A 16,109-nucleotide genomic window follows, 5' to 3' on the forward strand; every position below is an offset into this window, starting at 1 on the left:
CGTCGGCTAAAGGGGTTTCGGGCCGCCGCCGCCAGATGGGGCGCATCCCTGTAAAATCAAGGCTGGCCCGTTACGGTGAGGCACAACCTGAGTCAAGCGATTCACCCTTCCGCGGCGCGAATCCCGGTCAATTTCTTTTCCCAGGCCAGCGCGTGGCCGATGATCTCGGCCAGATCGGCGTGTTTCGGCTGCCACGGCACGGTGGCCAGGATCCGGCTGTTGTCCGATACCAGGCTGGGCACGTCCCCGGCGCGGCGCGGCTCCATCCGGCGGGGCACAGGCTGGCCGACGACCGTGTCTACCGCGTCGAGCACTTCGAGCACCGAGAAACCCCGGCCATAGCCCACGTTCATCGTCAGGCTGCGCTCTGGCTGTTCGATCAGCGCCTCCAGCGCCAGGACGTGCGCCTCGGCAAGGTCGGACACGTGGATGTAGTCGCGCACCCCCGTACCGTCGGGCGTGGCGTAATCGTCGCCAAACACCGCGACCCCGTGCCGCTTGCCCAGCGCCGCTTCGACCGCGACCTTGATGAGGTGTGTCGCCCCTTGCGTCGATTGCCCCGACCGCGTCCGCGGATCGGCGCCCGCGACGTTGAAATACCTTAGGACGCAGTGGTTCATCGGATGGGCCCGGCTGACATCGGCAAGGATGCGCTCGGTCATCAGCTTGCTCATGCCATAGGGGTTTACCGGGACGAGCGGATCGTCCTCGGTCAGCGGCTTGCACTCCGGCTCACCATAGACGGTCGCGGTGGAGGAGAAGATGAAGTGCCCCACCCCCGCGTTCACCGCCGCTTCCATCAGCGTCCGGCTCTTGGCGGTGTTGTTCTCGTAATACTTAAGCGGGTTTTCGACCGATTCGGGCACGATGATCGATCCGGCAAAGTGCAGGATCGCCCCCCTGCCCCCGCCCATGCCGCGTTCGGCGAAGATCCGGCTGAGCAGTTCGGTATCGGCAATATCGCCTTGATAGAGCGGGACGCCATCGGGGATGGCCCATTCGAACCCGGTCGACAGGTTGTCGATGACCGCCACGTCCCAACCGCGATCGACCAGCGCGAGCACCGCGTGGCTGCCGATATATCCTGCCCCGCCCGTCACAAGTACCGGTATAGTCACGTCGATTACGACCCCTTGATGCAACCCTGTATTCTGCCCGGATAACGCCTAGACCCTGTCATGGTAAGACCTGTCAGGCGAACTCTTTGGTATGATCGCTGCCGGAAGCGTGGAGCCTGAATTGCCCGCTTTGTCCGTGCCTCTTGCGATTCAGGGGGAGAAACCCCAAGTTTTGTCGGTAATTGAGCGCCTTGCGCCCACTGCCTACGCCTTTCGGGAGACGATATGATGCTGAACAGGAAAGCGATCCTTGGCGCGGCTTGCCTCGTGCCGTTGATGACGCTGGGCGCATGCGTGACCTCCACCGGCCCGGTGGAGGTCACGCGCTTCCACGCCGAGGACAAGGTCGCCCTGCTGGGCCGCGGGTCCATCGCGGTAGAGGCCGCACCGGGCATGGAAGCAGATTCGCTGGAACTGGGCACTTATCGCGCCGCCGTGGGCCGCGAACTGGCAAGGCTGGGCTATAACGAAGTGCCCGCCGGCGAAGGTTCGCAAGTCGCCGAAGTCCGCATCCGCCGTGCCATCATGTCGCCCGTGCGCGAAGGCGGCCCGGTCAGCGTCGGGGTCGGCGGATCGACCGGAAGCTACGGTTCCGGCGTTGGCGTGGGTGTCGGCATCGACCTGTCAGGCAGGCCCAAGGACGAGGTCATGACCGAATTGGCCGTTGTCATCCGGCAGCGCTTGACCGGAGAGCCGCTTTGGGAAGGCCGCGCGCAGTTCGCGGTGAAGGCCGGTGCGCCGCTTGCCGAAACGCAGCTTGCCGCCGCACACCTTGCCGAAGCACTCTTCGTGGACTTTCCCGGCGAGTCGGGCGAAACCATCGAAGTGAAACAATAGGCAAGCAGCAGGTTCAACGCGTGGCCGACCCGATCCGCATCGACGCCGCTTTCGACAGCGGCAATATTGAAATCCTTGGTATCGACCATGCCGAGGCGATCCTTGCCATCCGCAAGGACCGCGAGAGCGATTTCTACCAGTGGTTCCACTTCCGCGCATCTGGCGTGCGCGGCCGCGAACTGGTGCTGAAGATCACGGGCCTGAACAAGAGCGCCTATCCCGGCGGCTGGCCCGGATACGACGCGCGCGTGTCCGAAGACCGCGCCGACTGGCGCCGCGCGGCGACTTCTTTCGATGCGCAGGAGCGGGATGGCACTTTGACGATCCGGCACCGTCCGGTCGGCGACGTGGCATGGTTCGCCTATTTCGCGCCCTATTCGATGGAGCGTCACCACGACCTCGTCACCCGCGCCGCACAGGCAGAGGGGGCCAGCCACTCGGTCCTGGGTCACAGCCTCGACGGACAGCCCATCGATTGCCTGACATTCGGTTCGGGCGAAAAACAGGTGTGGCTCTACGCACGGCAGCATCCGGGCGAATCGATGGCCGAATGGTGGATGGAAGGCGCGCTGGACGTTCTGGCCGACGGATCGGACGACCTGACGCAGCGGCTGTGCAAGGCGGCGACCGTCCATGTCGTGCCAAACTGTAACCCCGACGGGTCACGGCGCGGTCACCTGCGCACCAATGCAGCGGGCGTGAACCTCAACCGCGAATGGCACGAACCCAGCGCGGAAGGATCGCCCGAAGTGCTGGCGATCCGCAACGCGATGGATGCGACCGGCGTGGATTTCGCCATGGACGTCCACGGGGACGAGGCGATCCCCCACGTCTTCATCGCCGGGTTCGAAGGCATTCCCGACGTGAAAGTCACACAGCTCGACAGCTATGACCGCTTTCTCGCGCTGCTGAACGCCGAAACCCCGGATTTCCAGCGTGAGAAGGGCTATCCCACCGCCGCGCCGGGCAAAGGCAACCTGTCGATGTCGACCAACCAGGTCGCCCATCGCTTCGGCGCAACGGCGATGACGCTGGAAATGCCGTTCAAGGATCATGACGATGCGCCCGATGCGGCGCGCGCTTGGAGCCCGGAGCGATCACAAGCCTTGGGCCGTTCGTGCCTCGCCTCCATCGCCGACTGGCTTGACGGCAAGGACCCGCGTTAACGCCTGGGTAGCAGCCGATAACACGCATTAAGGATTTGGTAGGAAATCGGGTCCATATTGGACCCATGGCAAAGAGAATCGCCCGCGCTGTTTCCTACCCGCTCCACCACGGTGGTGACGTGGCGACGAACACCGTACGCTTCGTGATCGTGGCCGGCTCCGCCGTCGCCGTGATCATGGCCGGTCCGTTCCTGCCCTTCTGAACTTTTCCGACATTTCGGCACCGGCTACCTCGGTAGTTCCCTTGGCGCGCGCCTTGCGCTAACCGCTGCGCATGTCCGATGCATCCCCGCTTGCGCTGGCTCAGCGCCTGATCGCCTGTCCCAGTGTAACACCTGCCACCGGCAGCGTTTTCGATGCGATGGAAGCGATGCTGACGCCGCTGGGCTTCGAAGTCCTGCGCACCATCGATGGCGAAGCGCCCGACGGCCCCGTCGAAAACCTGCTGGCGACGCGCAACGGCCCGGAAGGTTCGCGCCATTTCGCCTTTGCCGGGCACCTTGACGTCGTCCCGCCGGGCGAAGGGTGGACCAGCGATGCCTTCGAACCCGAAATCCGCGGCGACCTTCTTTACGGGCGCGGCGCGGTCGACATGAAGGGTTCGATCGCCTGCATGGTCGCGGCCCTTGCCGACATTCCGGCAGAGGCCGGCACGATCAGCTTCATCATCACCGGGGACGAAGAAGGCCCGGCCCGCCACGGCACGCTGGCGCTGATGGATCACATGGCGACACGCGATATCGTGCCGGACCTGTGCCTTGTCGGCGAACCGACCAGCGTGAACCGGCTGGGCGACATGATGAAGATCGGGCGGCGCGGTTCGGTGAACATCTTCCTCGGCGTCGATGGGGTGCAGGGGCACGTCGCCTATCCGCACCTTGCCGACAATCCGGCTCCGAAACTGGTCGCCATGCTGGCCGAACTCGATGCCCTCGTGCTCGACGAAGGGACCGACTGGTTCCAACCGTCGAACCTGGAAATTACCGAGATGGCCATCGGCAATCCCGCGCACAACGTGATCCCCGCCAAGGCGGAGGCGCGGATCTCCATCCGCTTCAACGACCTGCATTCGGGCGCCAGCCTTTCGGAAAAGGTGATCGCCATTGCCGAAAGCCATGGCGGCTGGGCGCGTCCCGTCATCAGCGGCGAACCATTCCTGACCGCGCCGGGCCGGTTCTCCGACATGCTGGCCGATGCGATCCGCGCCGAGACCGGGGTGGAACCCGAACTGTCGACCGGCGGCGGCACCTCCGATGCCCGTTTCCTGAAGAACGTGTGCCCGGTGATCGAATTCGGCCTCAACAACGCAACGATGCACAAGCGTGACGAGGCCGTGGCCGTGGTCGATCTCGACGTGCTGACCCGCATCTACGCCCGCGTGGCAAAGGCCGCGCTGGCCTGATCCCCGTTCGGGGCTGAGGGCACTCGCCCCGGCCACCCTTGCAGGTCGGGCCCGGTGCGGGCACAACCTGCGCTTCGTCACCTCTGCGCGAAGGGCCCCCGAAATGCTTCGTTTCTGGTTTTCGATTCCCCTGTGGCAACGCGTCATCGGCGCGCTCATCCTCGGCGTTGCGCTGGGGCTGTTCTGGGGGCCGGAGGCAGTGGCGATCAAGTGGATCGGCGACTTCTTCATTGCCTCGATCAAAATGCTGGTCGTACCGCTGATCTTCTTCAGCCTCGTGTCCGGCGTGACTTCGATCGGCAACCTGAAGAAACTCGGCTCGGTCGGCGGGCGGGCGCTGCTCTTCTTCCTCGTCACCAGCCAGATCGCGGTATGGCTCGGCCTGCTGCTCGGCACCCTGTTCATGCCCGGCGTGGGGCTGGACCAGAGCCGGATCGAAATGGGCAACATTCCCGAACCGAAGTCCGAAGGCTGGCGCGAGATGATCCTGTCGATCGTCCCGCAAAGCCCGGTCCAGGTCATGGCCGACGCCAATGTCCTGCCGTTGATCGTCTTTGCGCTGCTGATCGGCATCGGCATCCTGATGGCGAAGGAAGAAGGCCAGCCGCTGACCCGCATTTTCGATGCAGGCTCCATCGTCATGCAGAAGATCACGATCCTGGTCATGGAACTGACCCCCTTCGGCGTCTTTGCGCTGATGGCGTGGGTCGCGGGCAGCTTCGGGGTCGATGCGCTGTTCGCGCTCGCCAAGCTGGTTGCGCTCAATTACGCGGGCTGCCTGATCCTGATCGGCGTGGTCTACGTCGGCATTCTCAAGTTCTTTGCCAAAGTGCCGGTCGGCGATTTCTTCCGCGGCATGATCGACGCGATGGCGGTGGCCTATTCCACCGCATCGTCCAGCGCGACCCTGCCCGTCACGCTGCGCTGCCTGCAGCGCAACATCGGCGTCAGCCCGTCGGTTTCCAGCTTTACCGCATCGCTGGGCGCGACGATCAACATGGACGGCACGGCGATGTACCTTGGCCTTGCCACCGTGTTCGGCGCACAGATCTTCGGGGTGCAGCTCGACATGGTCGACTACCTGATGGTCGCGATCACGGCCACGCTGGGCTCCATCGGCGCGGCGGGCATTCCGGGCACGGGGCTCATCATGATGACCTTGGTCTTCGGTACCGTCGGCGTGCCGCTGGAAACGATCGCCTTCGTGGCGGGCGTGGACCGGTTGATGGACATGATGCGCACAGTGACCAACGTGACCAGCGATTCGACCGTCGCAACGGCGGTTGCCGCCTCGCTCGACGAACTCGACCGCGCGGAACTGGTCAGCCACGACGACGTCTGATCGATGGCGTAGCGGTTCAAATCGCGCCCGATCTTCCTAGATAGGCGGGCATGAACGAGCCTGAACTTCCCGCCATCCAGCGTTTCAAATCGAGCGACGGGCTGTCGCTGGCCTATCGCCATGCGCCGGGCACGGGACCGCTGATCGTGTTCCTGCCGGGGTATATGTCCGACATGGCGGGCGGCAAGGCGACTGCCGCGATGGCCGACGCGATGGCACGGGGTCAGGCCTGCCTGTTGCTCGACTACTCCGGCTGCGGCGAGAGCGAGGGCGACTTCGCCAACGGCACGCTGACCCGTTGGCGTGACGAAGTGCTGTCACTGATCGAGCATGTCGGCGCGGGCACGGCAGACGATCCCGTCGTCATCGTCGGGTCCTCCATGGGCGGATGGCTGATGTTCCTGGTGGCAGAGGCGCTTTGCGAGCGCGCCGGGCCGGCGGCGCTGGCGGCGCTGGTCGGCATCGCGCCCGCGCCCGATTTCACCGACTGGGGCTATTCGGCAGAGCAGAAGGCGACGCTGGAAAAAGGCGAGATCTGGTTCGAGGACAACATCTACGGCCCCGAACCCACGCCCTATCACCCCGCGTTCTATACCGATTCCGCCCGTCACCGGATGCTGTCACGCGGAATAGCCGTGAACTGCCCGGTGCGCGTGCTTCAGGGGCAGCGCGACCCCGACGTGCCGTGGGAACTGTCGCTGAAGATCGCCGATGCGCTGGCGGCGCAGGACGTGCGCCTGCAGATCATCAAGGACGGCGATCACCGCCTGTCGCGTGAGGGAGACATCGCGCTTCTTCTATCCACCATCGCGGAGGTTTCGGCATGAAGCTCTCGGTACTCGATTTCGTCTCGATCCCCGAAGGTGGGACGGCGACGCGCGCACTGGCCGATACGGCGGCCTATGCGAAACTGGCCGAAGATCTTGCCTGTCACCGTTTCTGGATGGCCGAACACCACGGCATGCCCGGCATCGCCAGTTCGGCGGTTTCCGTGTGCCTTGCCCATGTCGGCAGCGCGACGTCGAAGATCCGCATCGGTTCGGGCGGCATCATGCTACCCAACCACAGCCCGCTGGTCATCGCCGAACAGTTCGGCACGCTGGACGCGCTGTTCCCCGGCCGGATCGACCTGGGCCTTGGCCGCGCGCCGGGTGCGGATTCGCGGATCGGCCAGATGCTGCGCAAGGATCTGCATTCGGCCGCTGAACGCTTTCCGCAGGACGTGACCGAACTGCGTGCGCTGCTTTCGGGCGATGGCCGCATGCCGCTGCCCGCCGTTCCGGGCCAGGGCGCGAATGTCGAGATGTGGATCCTGGGTTCCAGCCTGTTCGGCGCGCAGCTTGCCGCCCTGCTGGGCCTGCCCTACGCCTTTGCCTCGCACTTCGCACCGGCCGCGCTGGACGAGGCGTTGGCGCTTTACCGCGAAAATTTCCGGCCGTCCGAAGACTGCGAAAAGCCGCATGTCATGGTCGCGGCGAACTGCTTTGCCGCGGACACGCGCGAAGAGGCCGAACTGATCGCATCGTCGATGGACCAGTCCTTCGTCGCGCTGCGCACCGGCACACCGGGCAAACTGCCCCCGCCGGTCCCCGGATATCGCGAAAGCCTGCCGCCGCAGCTTCTGGCCGGGCTTCGCGGCCTTCGCCGGGTCAGCGCCATCGGCACGCGCGAGGACGTGCGCGAAACGCTGACCGATCTTGCCGCCCGTACCGGCGCCGACGAGATCGTGCTGTCGGGGTCAACTTTTGATCCCGCAGCCCGGCGATATTCGCTGGAACTGGCGATGGATGCGATGTCGGCCAGCATTGCTGCCGCCAATTGATCTTCTCCGGCCAAATTCGGCAGCGCGCGGTTTTGTGACTTGAACCGCTCGCCCCACGCCTATAGCGCGTGGGGTCCGGATCAAGGGAGATGATATGGAACACGCCGACGTACTCATCGTGGGTGCAGGTCATGGCGGCGCCGCGGCTGCAGTCGCGCTCCGCCAGCAGGGCTTCGAGGGCAGCATCGTCATGGTGGGCCGCGAAAAGGAACCCCCGTACGAGCGTCCCCCGCTCTCCAAGGAATATCTCGCGCGCGAAAAGGAGTTCGAGCGCCTTTATATCCGCCCGCCGCAGTTCTGGGCGGACAAGGACGTCGCCCTGCGGCTTGGCACCGAAGTGATCGCCGTCGAACCGATGGGCAAGGTCGCGACGCTGACCGGCGGTGACGAGATCAGCTACACCAACCTCATCTGGGCCGCCGGCGGCGATGCGCGCCGCCTGTCCTGTTCGGGCGCGGACCTGAAGGGCGTTCACTCCGTTCGCACCCGCGCCGACGTCGACCGGATGATGGCCGAAATCGATGCGGGCGCGAAAAAGGCCGTGATCGTCGGTGGCGGCTACATCGGGCTTGAGGCCGCGGCCGTCCTGCGCAAGCTGGGCGTCGAAGTCGTTCTGCTCGAAATGCTCGACCGCGTCCTGGCGCGCGTCGCCGGAGAGGAGCTTTCGCGCTTCTACGAAAAGGAACACCGCGAACACGGCGTCGACCTGCGCCTTGAAACCGGGGTCGATTGCATCGAGGGCGACGGTGAAAAAGTCACCGGCGTAAAGCTGGCCGACGGCAGCATCGTCGCTGCCGACATGGTGATCGTCGGCATCGGCATCGTGCCCAGCATCGGTCCGCTGATCGTTGCGGGCGCTTCTGGTGCGAACGGCGTCGACGTTGACGAATATTGCCGTACCTCGCTCGACGACGTCTATGCGATCGGCGACTGTGCGGCCCACGCCAACGGCTATGCCGACGGCGCGGTCATCCGCCTCGAATCGGTGCAGAACGCCAACGACATGGCCAAGACGGTCGCGATGAAGATCGCGGGCGACAAACAGCCCTATCAGTCGACGCCGTGGTTCTGGTCCAACCAGTATGACCTGAAGCTTCAGACCGTGGGCCTGTCGATCGGGCACGACGACACCGTGCTGCGCGGCAATCCCGACGATCGCAGTTTCTCGATCATCTATCTCAAGGAAGGTCGGATCATCGCGCTCGACTGCGTGAACAAGGTCAAGGACTACGTCCAGGGCAAGAAGCTGGTCGAGAGTCAGGCCGTGATCGACCGCGACGTGCTGGCCGACGATACGCTGGCGCTCAAGGAGATGGCTTCGGCCTGACGCCCGCTGGGGCCTGAAGCCGGGCGAAAGCCCACTCCGCCGCTTCGGCAACGGTTCCGTCGGGGTCCTGCAACAGGGCCCCGACCGGGGCGCGCAGGTTCGAATCCCCGCTGTTGCCCGCCGCGATCAGGCAGTTGCGCACGAACCGGTCGCGCCCGATTCGCTTGATCGGAGAGCCGGAGAAAAGCGAGCGGAAGCCCGCATCGTCGAGCGCCAGCAGCTCGGCAAGGCGCGGCGCGGCCAGTTCCGCGCGCGGCAGGAACGCTTTGTTCGCCGCCGCCTGAGCCGCAAAGCTGTTCCACGGACAGACGGCAAGGCAATCGTCGCAGCCATAGATCCGGTTGCCCATCGCCTCGCGGAATTCGTGCGGGATCGGGCCCTTGTGTTCGATGGTAAGGTACGAAATGCACCGCCGCGCATCGACCACGCGCGGGCTTGGAAAGGCATCGGTCGGACAGGCATCGAGACAGCGGGTGCAGGAACCGCAACGGTCGGCGTGCGGATCGTCCACCTCCAGCGGCAACGTCGTGTAGATCGCGCCAAGGAACAGCCACGAACCTTGGCTTCGGCTGACAAGGTTGGAATGCTTGCCCTGCCAGCCGATGCCCGCCGCCGCGCCCAGCGGTTTTTCCATAACCGGCGCGGTATCGACGAAAACCTTGACCCCCGCATCGACGCCCATCTTGCGCGCCTCTTCCACCAGCCAGCGGGCCAGCCGCTTCAGCGCCTTTTTGACGACATCGTGATAGTCGCGCCCCTGCGCATAGACCGAAATGCGGCCCACCCCGCCCTCGTCCGCCAGCGACAACGGATCGGTTGCGGGCGCATAGCTCATGCCCAGCGCGATCACCCGCTGCGCCTCCTCCCACAAGACCTGCGGCGCGGCGCGCTGGTCTTTGCGGTCCTCCATCCACTGCATCGATCCGTGACGGCCTTCGTCCAGCCATTGATCCAGCCGAACCGCACGCGCAGGATCGGTCCCGGCATCGGCGATTCCGGCCGCGACGAAACCTTCCTCGCCCGCCCGTTCGAGCAGTCGGCGGCGCAGGTCGGTCAGGTCATCGGGCCGGATTTCTCGCATTCGGCGTTAACTCTATCTTGCAGTATGGCGGCGCATGGGGCGATTGTAGAAACGGATGGATATGACCAAAAGCCCCGACAAGGCGGAATTCGACCGCGCAGTGCAAGCAGACAGCGGCACTCTCGCGATAGAAGCGCGCGATCTCGTGAAGCGTTTCGACGGCACCATTGCGGTGGACGGGGTGGACATATCGGTCCCTGCGGGCACGATCTACGGAATTCTTGGGCCCAACGGCGCGGGCAAGACCACGACGCTGCGCATGCTGCTGGGTATCATCGACCCCGATAGCGGAACCCGGCAGGTACTGGGCAGCGACAACCCGCACGCCATCGCGCACCGAATCGGCTATCTGCCCGAAGAACGCGGCCTCTATCCCGCGATGAAGGCGGTGGACGCCATCGCCTTTGTCGGATCGCTGCGCGGATTGCCGCGGGCAGAAGGGCGCGAACGCGGGCGCAAGCTGATGGAAGACTACGGCTTCGGCCATATCGCCGACCGCCAGATTCGCCAGATGTCGAAAGGGCAGGCCCAGACGGTGCAACTGCTGTCCACGCTGGTGCACAAGCCCGATCTCGTCGTGCTGGACGAACCGTTTTCGGGCCTCGACGCGATCAGCCAGGGCCGCCTCGAAAAACTGATTCGCGGCCTTGCGACCGACGGGACGACGGTGATCTTCTCTACCCACGTCCTCGCCCATGCCGAACGCCTGTGCGAACGGATCGCCATCATCGCGGGCGGCAAAGTGCCGTTCGAAGGGCTCGTCTCGACGGCAAGGGATCGCCTGCCGCCGCAGGTTCACCTGGAAACACGCAACGTTGACGGCCCGTGGCGCAGCGCCCTGCCCGCCGATGCGGAACCGCAGGTCAAGTCGTCGGGCGGCGCGCTGTTCGATTTCAGCCTGACCGGAGAGGTCGAGCCGCTGCTGACCGCCCTCATCGAAGGGGGCGCCGGGATCGAGGCTCTGTCCATCGAACGGGCCGGGCTGCACGATGCCTTCGTCGCCATCGCGGGCGAGGCTGCGGCCCGCGCGCTTGAACAGGGGACGAGCGAGGGAGACGTCAAATGACCAGCCGGACCTCGCGCTTCTGGCGCTCCATCTTCGTCATCGCGCGGCGCGATTACAGCGCGATCCTGTTCAGCCGCTCGTTCATATTCTTCCTTCTGGGCCCGCTGTTCCCGATCTTCGTCGTCGCCATGGCGGGCGGCATCGGTGCCAGCGTCAGCGGCCAGTTACAGAACCCCAAGCTGGGCATTGCCATGCAGGCCGAAGACGTCGACGCCTTCGTCGCGGCGCGTGACCGGCTGGCGAAAACGGTGCCGAACACGCCCGAAGTCGTCGTGGTCCTGCGCCTGAAGCCGGGCGAGAACGTAATGACCCGGTCGCTGCTCGATCGCGTCAAGGACGGAAGCCCGATCGTCGCGATCCTGAGCGGTCCGCTGAAAAATCCCAAACTGACGGGTGCGGGCGGCCAGATCGACCGTTGGGAAGGCCCCGTCACCCTGATCGCGGCAGAGGCGATGCGCGGCGATACCGGCGCGCTGCCGGTCGTGAACATGGAACGCACGATCACCGCCAAGGCCGATATCGCGCGCAAACGCATCCGCACGGCACAGGCGTCGCAAACGCTGCTGTTCCTGCTCACCATGCTGCTGGCCGGGATGGTCATGTCGAACATGGTCGAGGAAAAGGCCAACAAGATCATCGAGGTGCTGGCCGCTGCCGTTCCCATGGATGCGGTGTTCTATGGCAAGCTGATCGCGATGCTGGGGGTCAGCCTGACCGGCCTTGCGGTCTGGGGCGTGTTCCTGTCGCCGATTGCCATCGTCGGCGCAGCGCTACCGACATTCGCGGCCCCTGCCGTGGGCTGGCCGTTGTTCCTGCTGTTCGGGCTGATCTATTTCTCGTTTGCCTACCTTTTGCTGGGCTCGCTGTTCCTCACCATCGGCGGTCTTGCCGCAACGGTGCGCGAAGTTCAGACGCTTTCGATGCCGGCGACGATGCTGCAGCTGATCGTGTTCTTTTTCGCCAGCTACGCACTTGGCGCGCAGGGAGAGCCGATCGAGTGGGTCGCCATCATCTTCCCCCTGTCGTCGCCTTACATCATGCTGGCGAGATCGGCGGTGGACGCGACGCTGTGGCCGCATTTCCTCGCGATCCTGTGGCAGGCGTTCTGCGTCGCTCTCATCATCAAGGGCGGGTCGACCCTGTTCCGCAAGACGGTGATGAAATCGGGGCCTGCGCCCGCGAAGAAAAGCCTGCTGCAACGCATCCGGGGCAAGCGCAAACCGGCCTGAAACCGGCCTGAAACCGGCCTGAAACCGGATTCTTGTGAAACCGGTTGCCCTTGTCGAGCGTATATCGTTCATCCCCGCCTAAGCGGCGGCGCGGTAGGACGGAACGTATGGGACTACTCACGCGACGCAATACACTCGCCCTCTTGTGCGCAAGCGCCATCACGCCGATCATCGGCGCTTGCGGATCGCGCCCGGCAGAGGCGCGCACTTATCCGCTGCAATTGTCCGAAGACGAATGGCGCAAGCGGTTGAGCCGCGAAGAATTCCGCATCCTGCGCCAGGCCGGGACCGAACGTGCCTATTCCAGCCCGCTCAACGATGAAAAGCGCAAGGGCAAGTTCGTTTGCGCCGGTTGCGGACATGCACTTTTCTCGTCCGCGACCAAGTACGATTCGGGCACCGGTTGGCCTTCGTTCTATGCCCCGCTCAAGGGCGCGATCGACACGGACAAGGACTACAAGCTGGGCTATCCGCGCATCGAAGTGCTTTGCTCCAACTGCGGCGGGCACCTGGGCCACGTCTTCAACGACGGGCCGAAACCCACGGGCAAGCGCTATTGCATGAACGGCGTCGCGCTCGACTTCAAACCGGCATGACGAAAGCGTCATTCTTGGGTTCGACAGACGCGTTCTATCTGGCTAAGACAGCCCCATGACTGCCGAACCGGCCACCCCCCTGCTCGATACCGTCAACACGCCTGACGACCTGCGGAAGCTGACGCGCGAGGACTTGCGCCAGCTTGCCGATGAACTGCGTTCCGAAATGATCTCTGCCGTCGGACAGACGGGCGGGCATCTCGGGTCCGGTCTGGGCGTCGTGGAATTGACGACGGCCCTCCACTACGTCTTCAACACACCGGAAGACCGGCTGGTCTGGGACGTCGGCCACCAGGCCTATCCGCACAAGATCCTGACCGGGCGGCGCGACCGTATCCGCACCCTGCGCCAGGGCGGCGGCCTGTCGGGCTTCACCAAGCGGACCGAGAGCGAGTACGACCCCTTCGGCACCGCGCACTCGTCCACCTCGATCAGTGCGGCGCTGGGCTTTGCCATCGCCAACAAGCTGACCGGAAAACCGGGCAAGGGCATTGCCGTGATCGGCGACGGCGCGATGAGCGCGGGGATGGCCTACGAGGCGATGAACAATGCCGAACAGGCCGGCAACCGGCTTGTCGTCATTCTGAACGACAACGACATGTCGATCGCACCGCCGGTCGGCGGGCTTTCGTCCTATCTCGCGCGGCTGGTGTCCAGCGGCCAGTTCCTGGGCCTGCGCGAACTGGCCAAGAAATTTGCCCGCAAGCTGCCGCGCCCGCTGCACAATGCCGCGCGCAAGACCGACGAATTCGCCCGCGGCATGGCCATGGGCGGCACCCTGTTCGAGGAACTGGGCTTCTACTACGTCGGCCCTATCGACGGGCATGATCTCGACGCGCTGGTGCCCGTGCTGGAAAACGTGCGCGATGCCGCCGAAGGGCCGTGCCTGATCCATGTCGTGACGACCAAGGGCAAGGGCTATGCCCCGGCCGAGGAATCGGCAGACAAGTATCACGGCGTTGCCAAGTTCGACGTCGTCACCGGCAAGCAAAGCAAGAGCAGCGGCGGACCGCCGAACTATCAGAATGTCTTCGGCGACACGCTGGCAAAGCTGGCCGAAACCGATGACCGCATCTGCGCCATCACCGCCGCCATGCCGAGCGGGACGGGCGTTGACCGTTTTGCCAAGGCGCACCCCGAACGTTCATTCGACGTCGGCATCGCCGAACAGCACGCAGTGACTTTCGCGGCCGGGCTTGCAGCACAGGGAATGCGGCCTTTCGCCGCGATCTATTCCACGTTCCTGCAGCGCGCCTTCGACCAGGTCGTCCATGACGTCGCGATCCAGAACCTTCCCGTCCGCTTCGCGATCGACCGCGCCGGTCTGGTCGGCGCGGACGGCGCGACGCACGCCGGTTCGTTCGATGTGACGTATCTTGCAACGCTGCCCAACTTCGTCGTGATGGCCGCAGCGGACGAGGCAGAACTGGTCCACATGACTTATACCGCCGCGTGCCACGACAGCGGGCCCATCGCGTTCCGCTATCCGCGCGGCGCGGGCATCGGCATCGACTTGCCCGAGGTTCCGGAGCAGCTGGAAATCGGCAAGGGCCGCGTGGTGCGCGAAGGCACGAAGGTCGCGATCCTTTCGCTCGGCACCCGCCTTGCAGAGGCGTTGAAGGCCGCCGACCAGCTTGAGGCGAAGGGCCTGTCGACGACGGTCGCCGACATGCGTTTCGCGAAGCCGCTGGACGAAGACCTGATCCGCAAGCTGGCCGCCAGCCACGAAGTCGTCGTGACGATCGAGGAAGGCTCCATCGGTGGTCTGGGCGCGCACATCCTGACGATGGCGAGCGATGACGGATTGCTGGATGCGGGCCTCAAGATCCGCACCATGCGCCTGCCCGACATGTTCCAGGACCATGACGCGCCCGAGAAACAATATGACGAGGCTGGCCTCAACGCCCCTCAGATCGTTGATACGGTTCTGAAAGCTTTGCGCCACAATAGCGCGGGCGTGGAGGAAGCGCGGGCCTGACCATGCCGGACTGGCTGCTGCCGACCGGTTTCGTTGTCGGCGGTCTGTCTATCTGGTTTGCCATCGCATACCGGAACACCCGACGAAAGATCGCCGCGACAAGGGCGCGTCGTCCCAATCCTTCGCGCGCGGGGTTCATGGCGATGATGGCACCAGACTGCTCTGAAGCTGCAGCGGCATTTTCCCTGGGAAACGGCGTTATTCTACCTGGCGCCGGATCTCACGCCTCATCCCGACGATGATTTGGTTCGCGACCTCCCGATCGACGAGGATGACTGGTCATTGGACTGGCCGCGCGACTTTGCGCGCCACCACGGGTTCGATGAGAGCGATTTGCCCGACTGGCCCGAAGGTTGGCCGGTCACGATCCGAAACTACGGTCGCTGGCTGAACATGCGGCCGCGCTAACCCAGCCAGCGCCAGACACCCGCCGGAATTCCGCCCAGCGGCATGTGTGCGAACGTGATCGCCAGCCAGAGCGCAACCGCGACAAGCCACGTGACCACGCTCGCCGCCGTTAATCCGGACAATCTGGGCCAGTAACTCGTCTTCGCCTCCCACTCGGGCCATGCCGGGTCGAGCCGTTCCTTCTTCTTGTCCTGAAACGCCGCGCCGACCAGCGCGAGGACGATAAAGGCGCCCATGAAAACGAACGTCCGCGCATCGGGCATGACGAGGATATGCGCCGCGCCCCAGATCGCGATGCCCCACATCATCGGGTGGCGCGTGACGCGGAACACGCCTGCTGGCTCCTTGCCCGCCGCTGTCCCTTCCGCTCCCGGCAGCGCCGGATTGCCGCGAAAGCTGCCGACGAGGAGGACGAGCGCGGCGATAGTCAGCACGCTGGCGACGATCCATGCCCAATCGCTCATCGGTTCGAACAGCCACGGCCCGCGCGGCGCCTTGCCGAACGCATGGCCCATCCCGCCAAGCGTGATCAGCGCGACCAGCGAGTAGAGAGCGAGAAAGCCCTTCTCACCCAGCTTTGCGACCAGAGGCGCGCGGGCCGGATGAGAGAGGATGAAATGCGTACCGACGAAAAGGACGGCGGCGGAAACCAGTGCGGAAAGTCCCAAGGGCATCGCTGCCTCCCGACGTTGATGGCACGTCGCGGCAGGCTAGCGACAAGGGGGCGGCGCGCAAGA

At 64.8% G+C, this 16,109-nt stretch carries 16 protein-coding genes; 13 read left to right on the plus strand and 3 right to left on the minus strand.

Annotation, left to right across the window (positions count from 1 at the left end; translation table 11 throughout):
* Positions 1-101: 101 nt before the first annotated feature.
* Positions 102-1,118, minus strand: a complete 1,017-nt coding sequence (gene galE, locus FAX90_RS07615; RefSeq protein WP_420810959.1) for a UDP-glucose 4-epimerase GalE — start codon at positions 1,116-1,118, stop codon at positions 102-104.
* Positions 1,119-1,346: 228 nt separating this feature from the next.
* Here galE and FAX90_RS07620 point away from each other — a divergent pair, with 228 nt between their 5' ends.
* The 8 genes from FAX90_RS07620 to FAX90_RS07650 all read left to right on the plus strand — a co-directional run bounded on the left by FAX90_RS07620 (position 1,347) and on the right by FAX90_RS07650 (position 9,014).
* Positions 1,347-1,955 carry a DUF4136 domain-containing protein gene (locus FAX90_RS07620; RefSeq protein WP_240704768.1) on the plus strand — a complete coding sequence of 203 codons (609 nt, stop codon included), beginning with the start codon at positions 1,347-1,349 and terminating at the stop codon, positions 1,953-1,955.
* Between the two features lie 20 nt (positions 1,956-1,975).
* Entirely contained in the window at positions 1,976-3,121 is a 1,146-nt protein-coding gene (locus FAX90_RS07625) for a M14 family metallopeptidase (protein WP_144096662.1), read from the plus strand.
* A gap of 65 nt (positions 3,122-3,186) precedes the next feature.
* Entirely contained in the window at positions 3,187-3,324 is a 138-nt protein-coding gene (locus FAX90_RS16560) for a hypothetical protein (protein WP_170234894.1), read from the plus strand.
* 71 nt (positions 3,325-3,395) lie between these two features.
* Positions 3,396-4,523: a succinyl-diaminopimelate desuccinylase gene (gene dapE / locus FAX90_RS07630; protein ID WP_144096663.1), complete on the plus strand. Its 1,128-nt coding sequence runs from the start codon at positions 3,396-3,398 to the stop codon at positions 4,521-4,523.
* 103 nt (positions 4,524-4,626) lie between these two features.
* Positions 4,627-5,865: a dicarboxylate/amino acid:cation symporter gene (locus FAX90_RS07635; protein WP_144096664.1), complete on the plus strand. Its 1,239-nt coding sequence runs from the start codon at positions 4,627-4,629 to the stop codon at positions 5,863-5,865.
* A 50-nt stretch (positions 5,866-5,915) separates the two neighbouring features.
* Complete coding sequence (locus FAX90_RS07640; protein ID WP_144096665.1) at positions 5,916-6,692, plus strand: alpha/beta hydrolase; 777 nt, start codon at positions 5,916-5,918, stop codon at positions 6,690-6,692.
* Positions 6,689-7,687 (plus strand): LLM class flavin-dependent oxidoreductase, encoded by a 999-nt coding sequence (locus FAX90_RS07645; protein ID WP_144096666.1) that lies wholly within the window; start codon positions 6,689-6,691, stop codon positions 7,685-7,687. Before FAX90_RS07640 ends, FAX90_RS07645 begins: the two co-directional genes overlap by 4 nt.
* Before the next feature lie 94 nt (positions 7,688-7,781).
* Complete coding sequence (locus tag FAX90_RS07650; RefSeq protein WP_144096667.1) at positions 7,782-9,014, plus strand: NAD(P)/FAD-dependent oxidoreductase; 1,233 nt, start codon at positions 7,782-7,784, stop codon at positions 9,012-9,014.
* On the opposite strand, the gene queG is transcribed toward FAX90_RS07650, so the two are convergent.
* Entirely contained in the window at positions 8,992-10,095 is a 1,104-nt protein-coding gene (gene queG, locus FAX90_RS07655; RefSeq protein ID WP_144096668.1) for a tRNA epoxyqueuosine(34) reductase QueG, read from the minus strand. The two genes, FAX90_RS07650 and queG, sit on opposite strands and share 23 nt — an antisense overlap.
* Positions 10,096-10,156: 61 nt before the next feature.
* Between queG and FAX90_RS07660 the strand changes: the two genes are divergently transcribed.
* From FAX90_RS07660 to FAX90_RS16565, 5 genes are all read left to right on the plus strand, one after another.
* Positions 10,157-11,161, plus strand: coding sequence for an ABC transporter ATP-binding protein (locus FAX90_RS07660; protein ID WP_144096912.1), 1,005 nt, complete (start codon positions 10,157-10,159; stop codon positions 11,159-11,161).
* Complete coding sequence (locus tag FAX90_RS07665; RefSeq protein ID WP_144096669.1) at positions 11,158-12,390, plus strand: ABC transporter permease; 1,233 nt, start codon at positions 11,158-11,160, stop codon at positions 12,388-12,390. The genes FAX90_RS07660 and FAX90_RS07665 overlap by 4 nt, the downstream gene beginning before the upstream one ends.
* 107 nt (positions 12,391-12,497) lie before the next feature.
* The gene (msrB, locus tag FAX90_RS07670) at positions 12,498-12,986 is read left to right on the plus strand and encodes a peptide-methionine (R)-S-oxide reductase MsrB (RefSeq protein ID WP_144096670.1); all 489 of its coding nucleotides are present in this window, start codon (positions 12,498-12,500) and stop codon (positions 12,984-12,986) included.
* A gap of 55 nt (positions 12,987-13,041) precedes the next feature.
* Entirely contained in the window at positions 13,042-14,964 is a 1,923-nt protein-coding gene (dxs, locus tag FAX90_RS07675; protein ID WP_144096671.1) for a 1-deoxy-D-xylulose-5-phosphate synthase, read from the plus strand.
* A gap of 243 nt (positions 14,965-15,207) precedes the next feature.
* On the plus strand, positions 15,208-15,372 hold the full coding sequence (locus FAX90_RS16565; RefSeq protein WP_170234895.1) for a hypothetical protein: 165 nt from the start codon (positions 15,208-15,210) through the stop codon (positions 15,370-15,372).
* Here the strand turns inward: FAX90_RS16565 and FAX90_RS07680 are convergent.
* The gene (locus FAX90_RS07680; RefSeq protein WP_144096672.1) at positions 15,369-16,046 is read right to left on the minus strand and encodes an NnrU family protein; all 678 of its coding nucleotides are present in this window, start codon (positions 16,044-16,046) and stop codon (positions 15,369-15,371) included. The two genes, FAX90_RS16565 and FAX90_RS07680, sit on opposite strands and share 4 nt — an antisense overlap.
* Positions 16,047-16,109 lie beyond the last annotated feature (63 nt).

Origin of the sequence: Croceicoccus sediminis, from assembly GCF_007570835.1 — a bacterium.
GTDB classification, from domain to species: Bacteria; Pseudomonadota; Alphaproteobacteria; order Sphingomonadales; family Sphingomonadaceae; genus Croceicoccus; species Croceicoccus sediminis.

Excerpts from the sequence above, each read along its gene's own strand:
- dapE (WP_144096663.1), top strand. The coding sequence starts at position 3,396 with ATGTCCGATGCATCCCCGCTTGCGCTGGCTCAGCGCCTGATCGCCTGT.
- FAX90_RS07660 (WP_144096912.1), top strand. The coding sequence starts at position 10,157 with ATGACCAAAAGCCCCGACAAGGCGGAATTCGACCGCGCAGTGCAAGCA.
- FAX90_RS07620 (WP_240704768.1), top strand. The coding sequence starts at position 1,347 with ATGCTGAACAGGAAAGCGATCCTTGGCGCGGCTTGCCTCGTGCCGTTG.
- FAX90_RS07680 (WP_144096672.1), bottom strand. The coding sequence starts at position 16,046 with ATGCCCTTGGGACTTTCCGCACTGGTTTCCGCCGCCGTCCTTTTCGTC.
- dxs (WP_144096671.1), top strand. The coding sequence starts at position 13,042 with ATGACTGCCGAACCGGCCACCCCCCTGCTCGATACCGTCAACACGCCT.
- queG (WP_144096668.1), bottom strand. The coding sequence starts at position 10,095 with ATGCGAGAAATCCGGCCCGATGACCTGACCGACCTGCGCCGCCGACTG.
- FAX90_RS07635 (WP_144096664.1), top strand. The coding sequence starts at position 4,627 with ATGCTTCGTTTCTGGTTTTCGATTCCCCTGTGGCAACGCGTCATCGGC.
- FAX90_RS07665 (WP_144096669.1), top strand. The coding sequence starts at position 11,158 with ATGACCAGCCGGACCTCGCGCTTCTGGCGCTCCATCTTCGTCATCGCG.
- FAX90_RS16560 (WP_170234894.1), top strand. The coding sequence starts at position 3,187 with ATGGCAAAGAGAATCGCCCGCGCTGTTTCCTACCCGCTCCACCACGGT.
- FAX90_RS07650 (WP_144096667.1), top strand. The coding sequence starts at position 7,782 with ATGGAACACGCCGACGTACTCATCGTGGGTGCAGGTCATGGCGGCGCC.
- FAX90_RS07645 (WP_144096666.1), top strand. The coding sequence starts at position 6,689 with ATGAAGCTCTCGGTACTCGATTTCGTCTCGATCCCCGAAGGTGGGACG.
- msrB (WP_144096670.1), top strand. The coding sequence starts at position 12,498 with ATGGGACTACTCACGCGACGCAATACACTCGCCCTCTTGTGCGCAAGC.
- FAX90_RS07640 (WP_144096665.1), top strand. The coding sequence starts at position 5,916 with ATGAACGAGCCTGAACTTCCCGCCATCCAGCGTTTCAAATCGAGCGAC.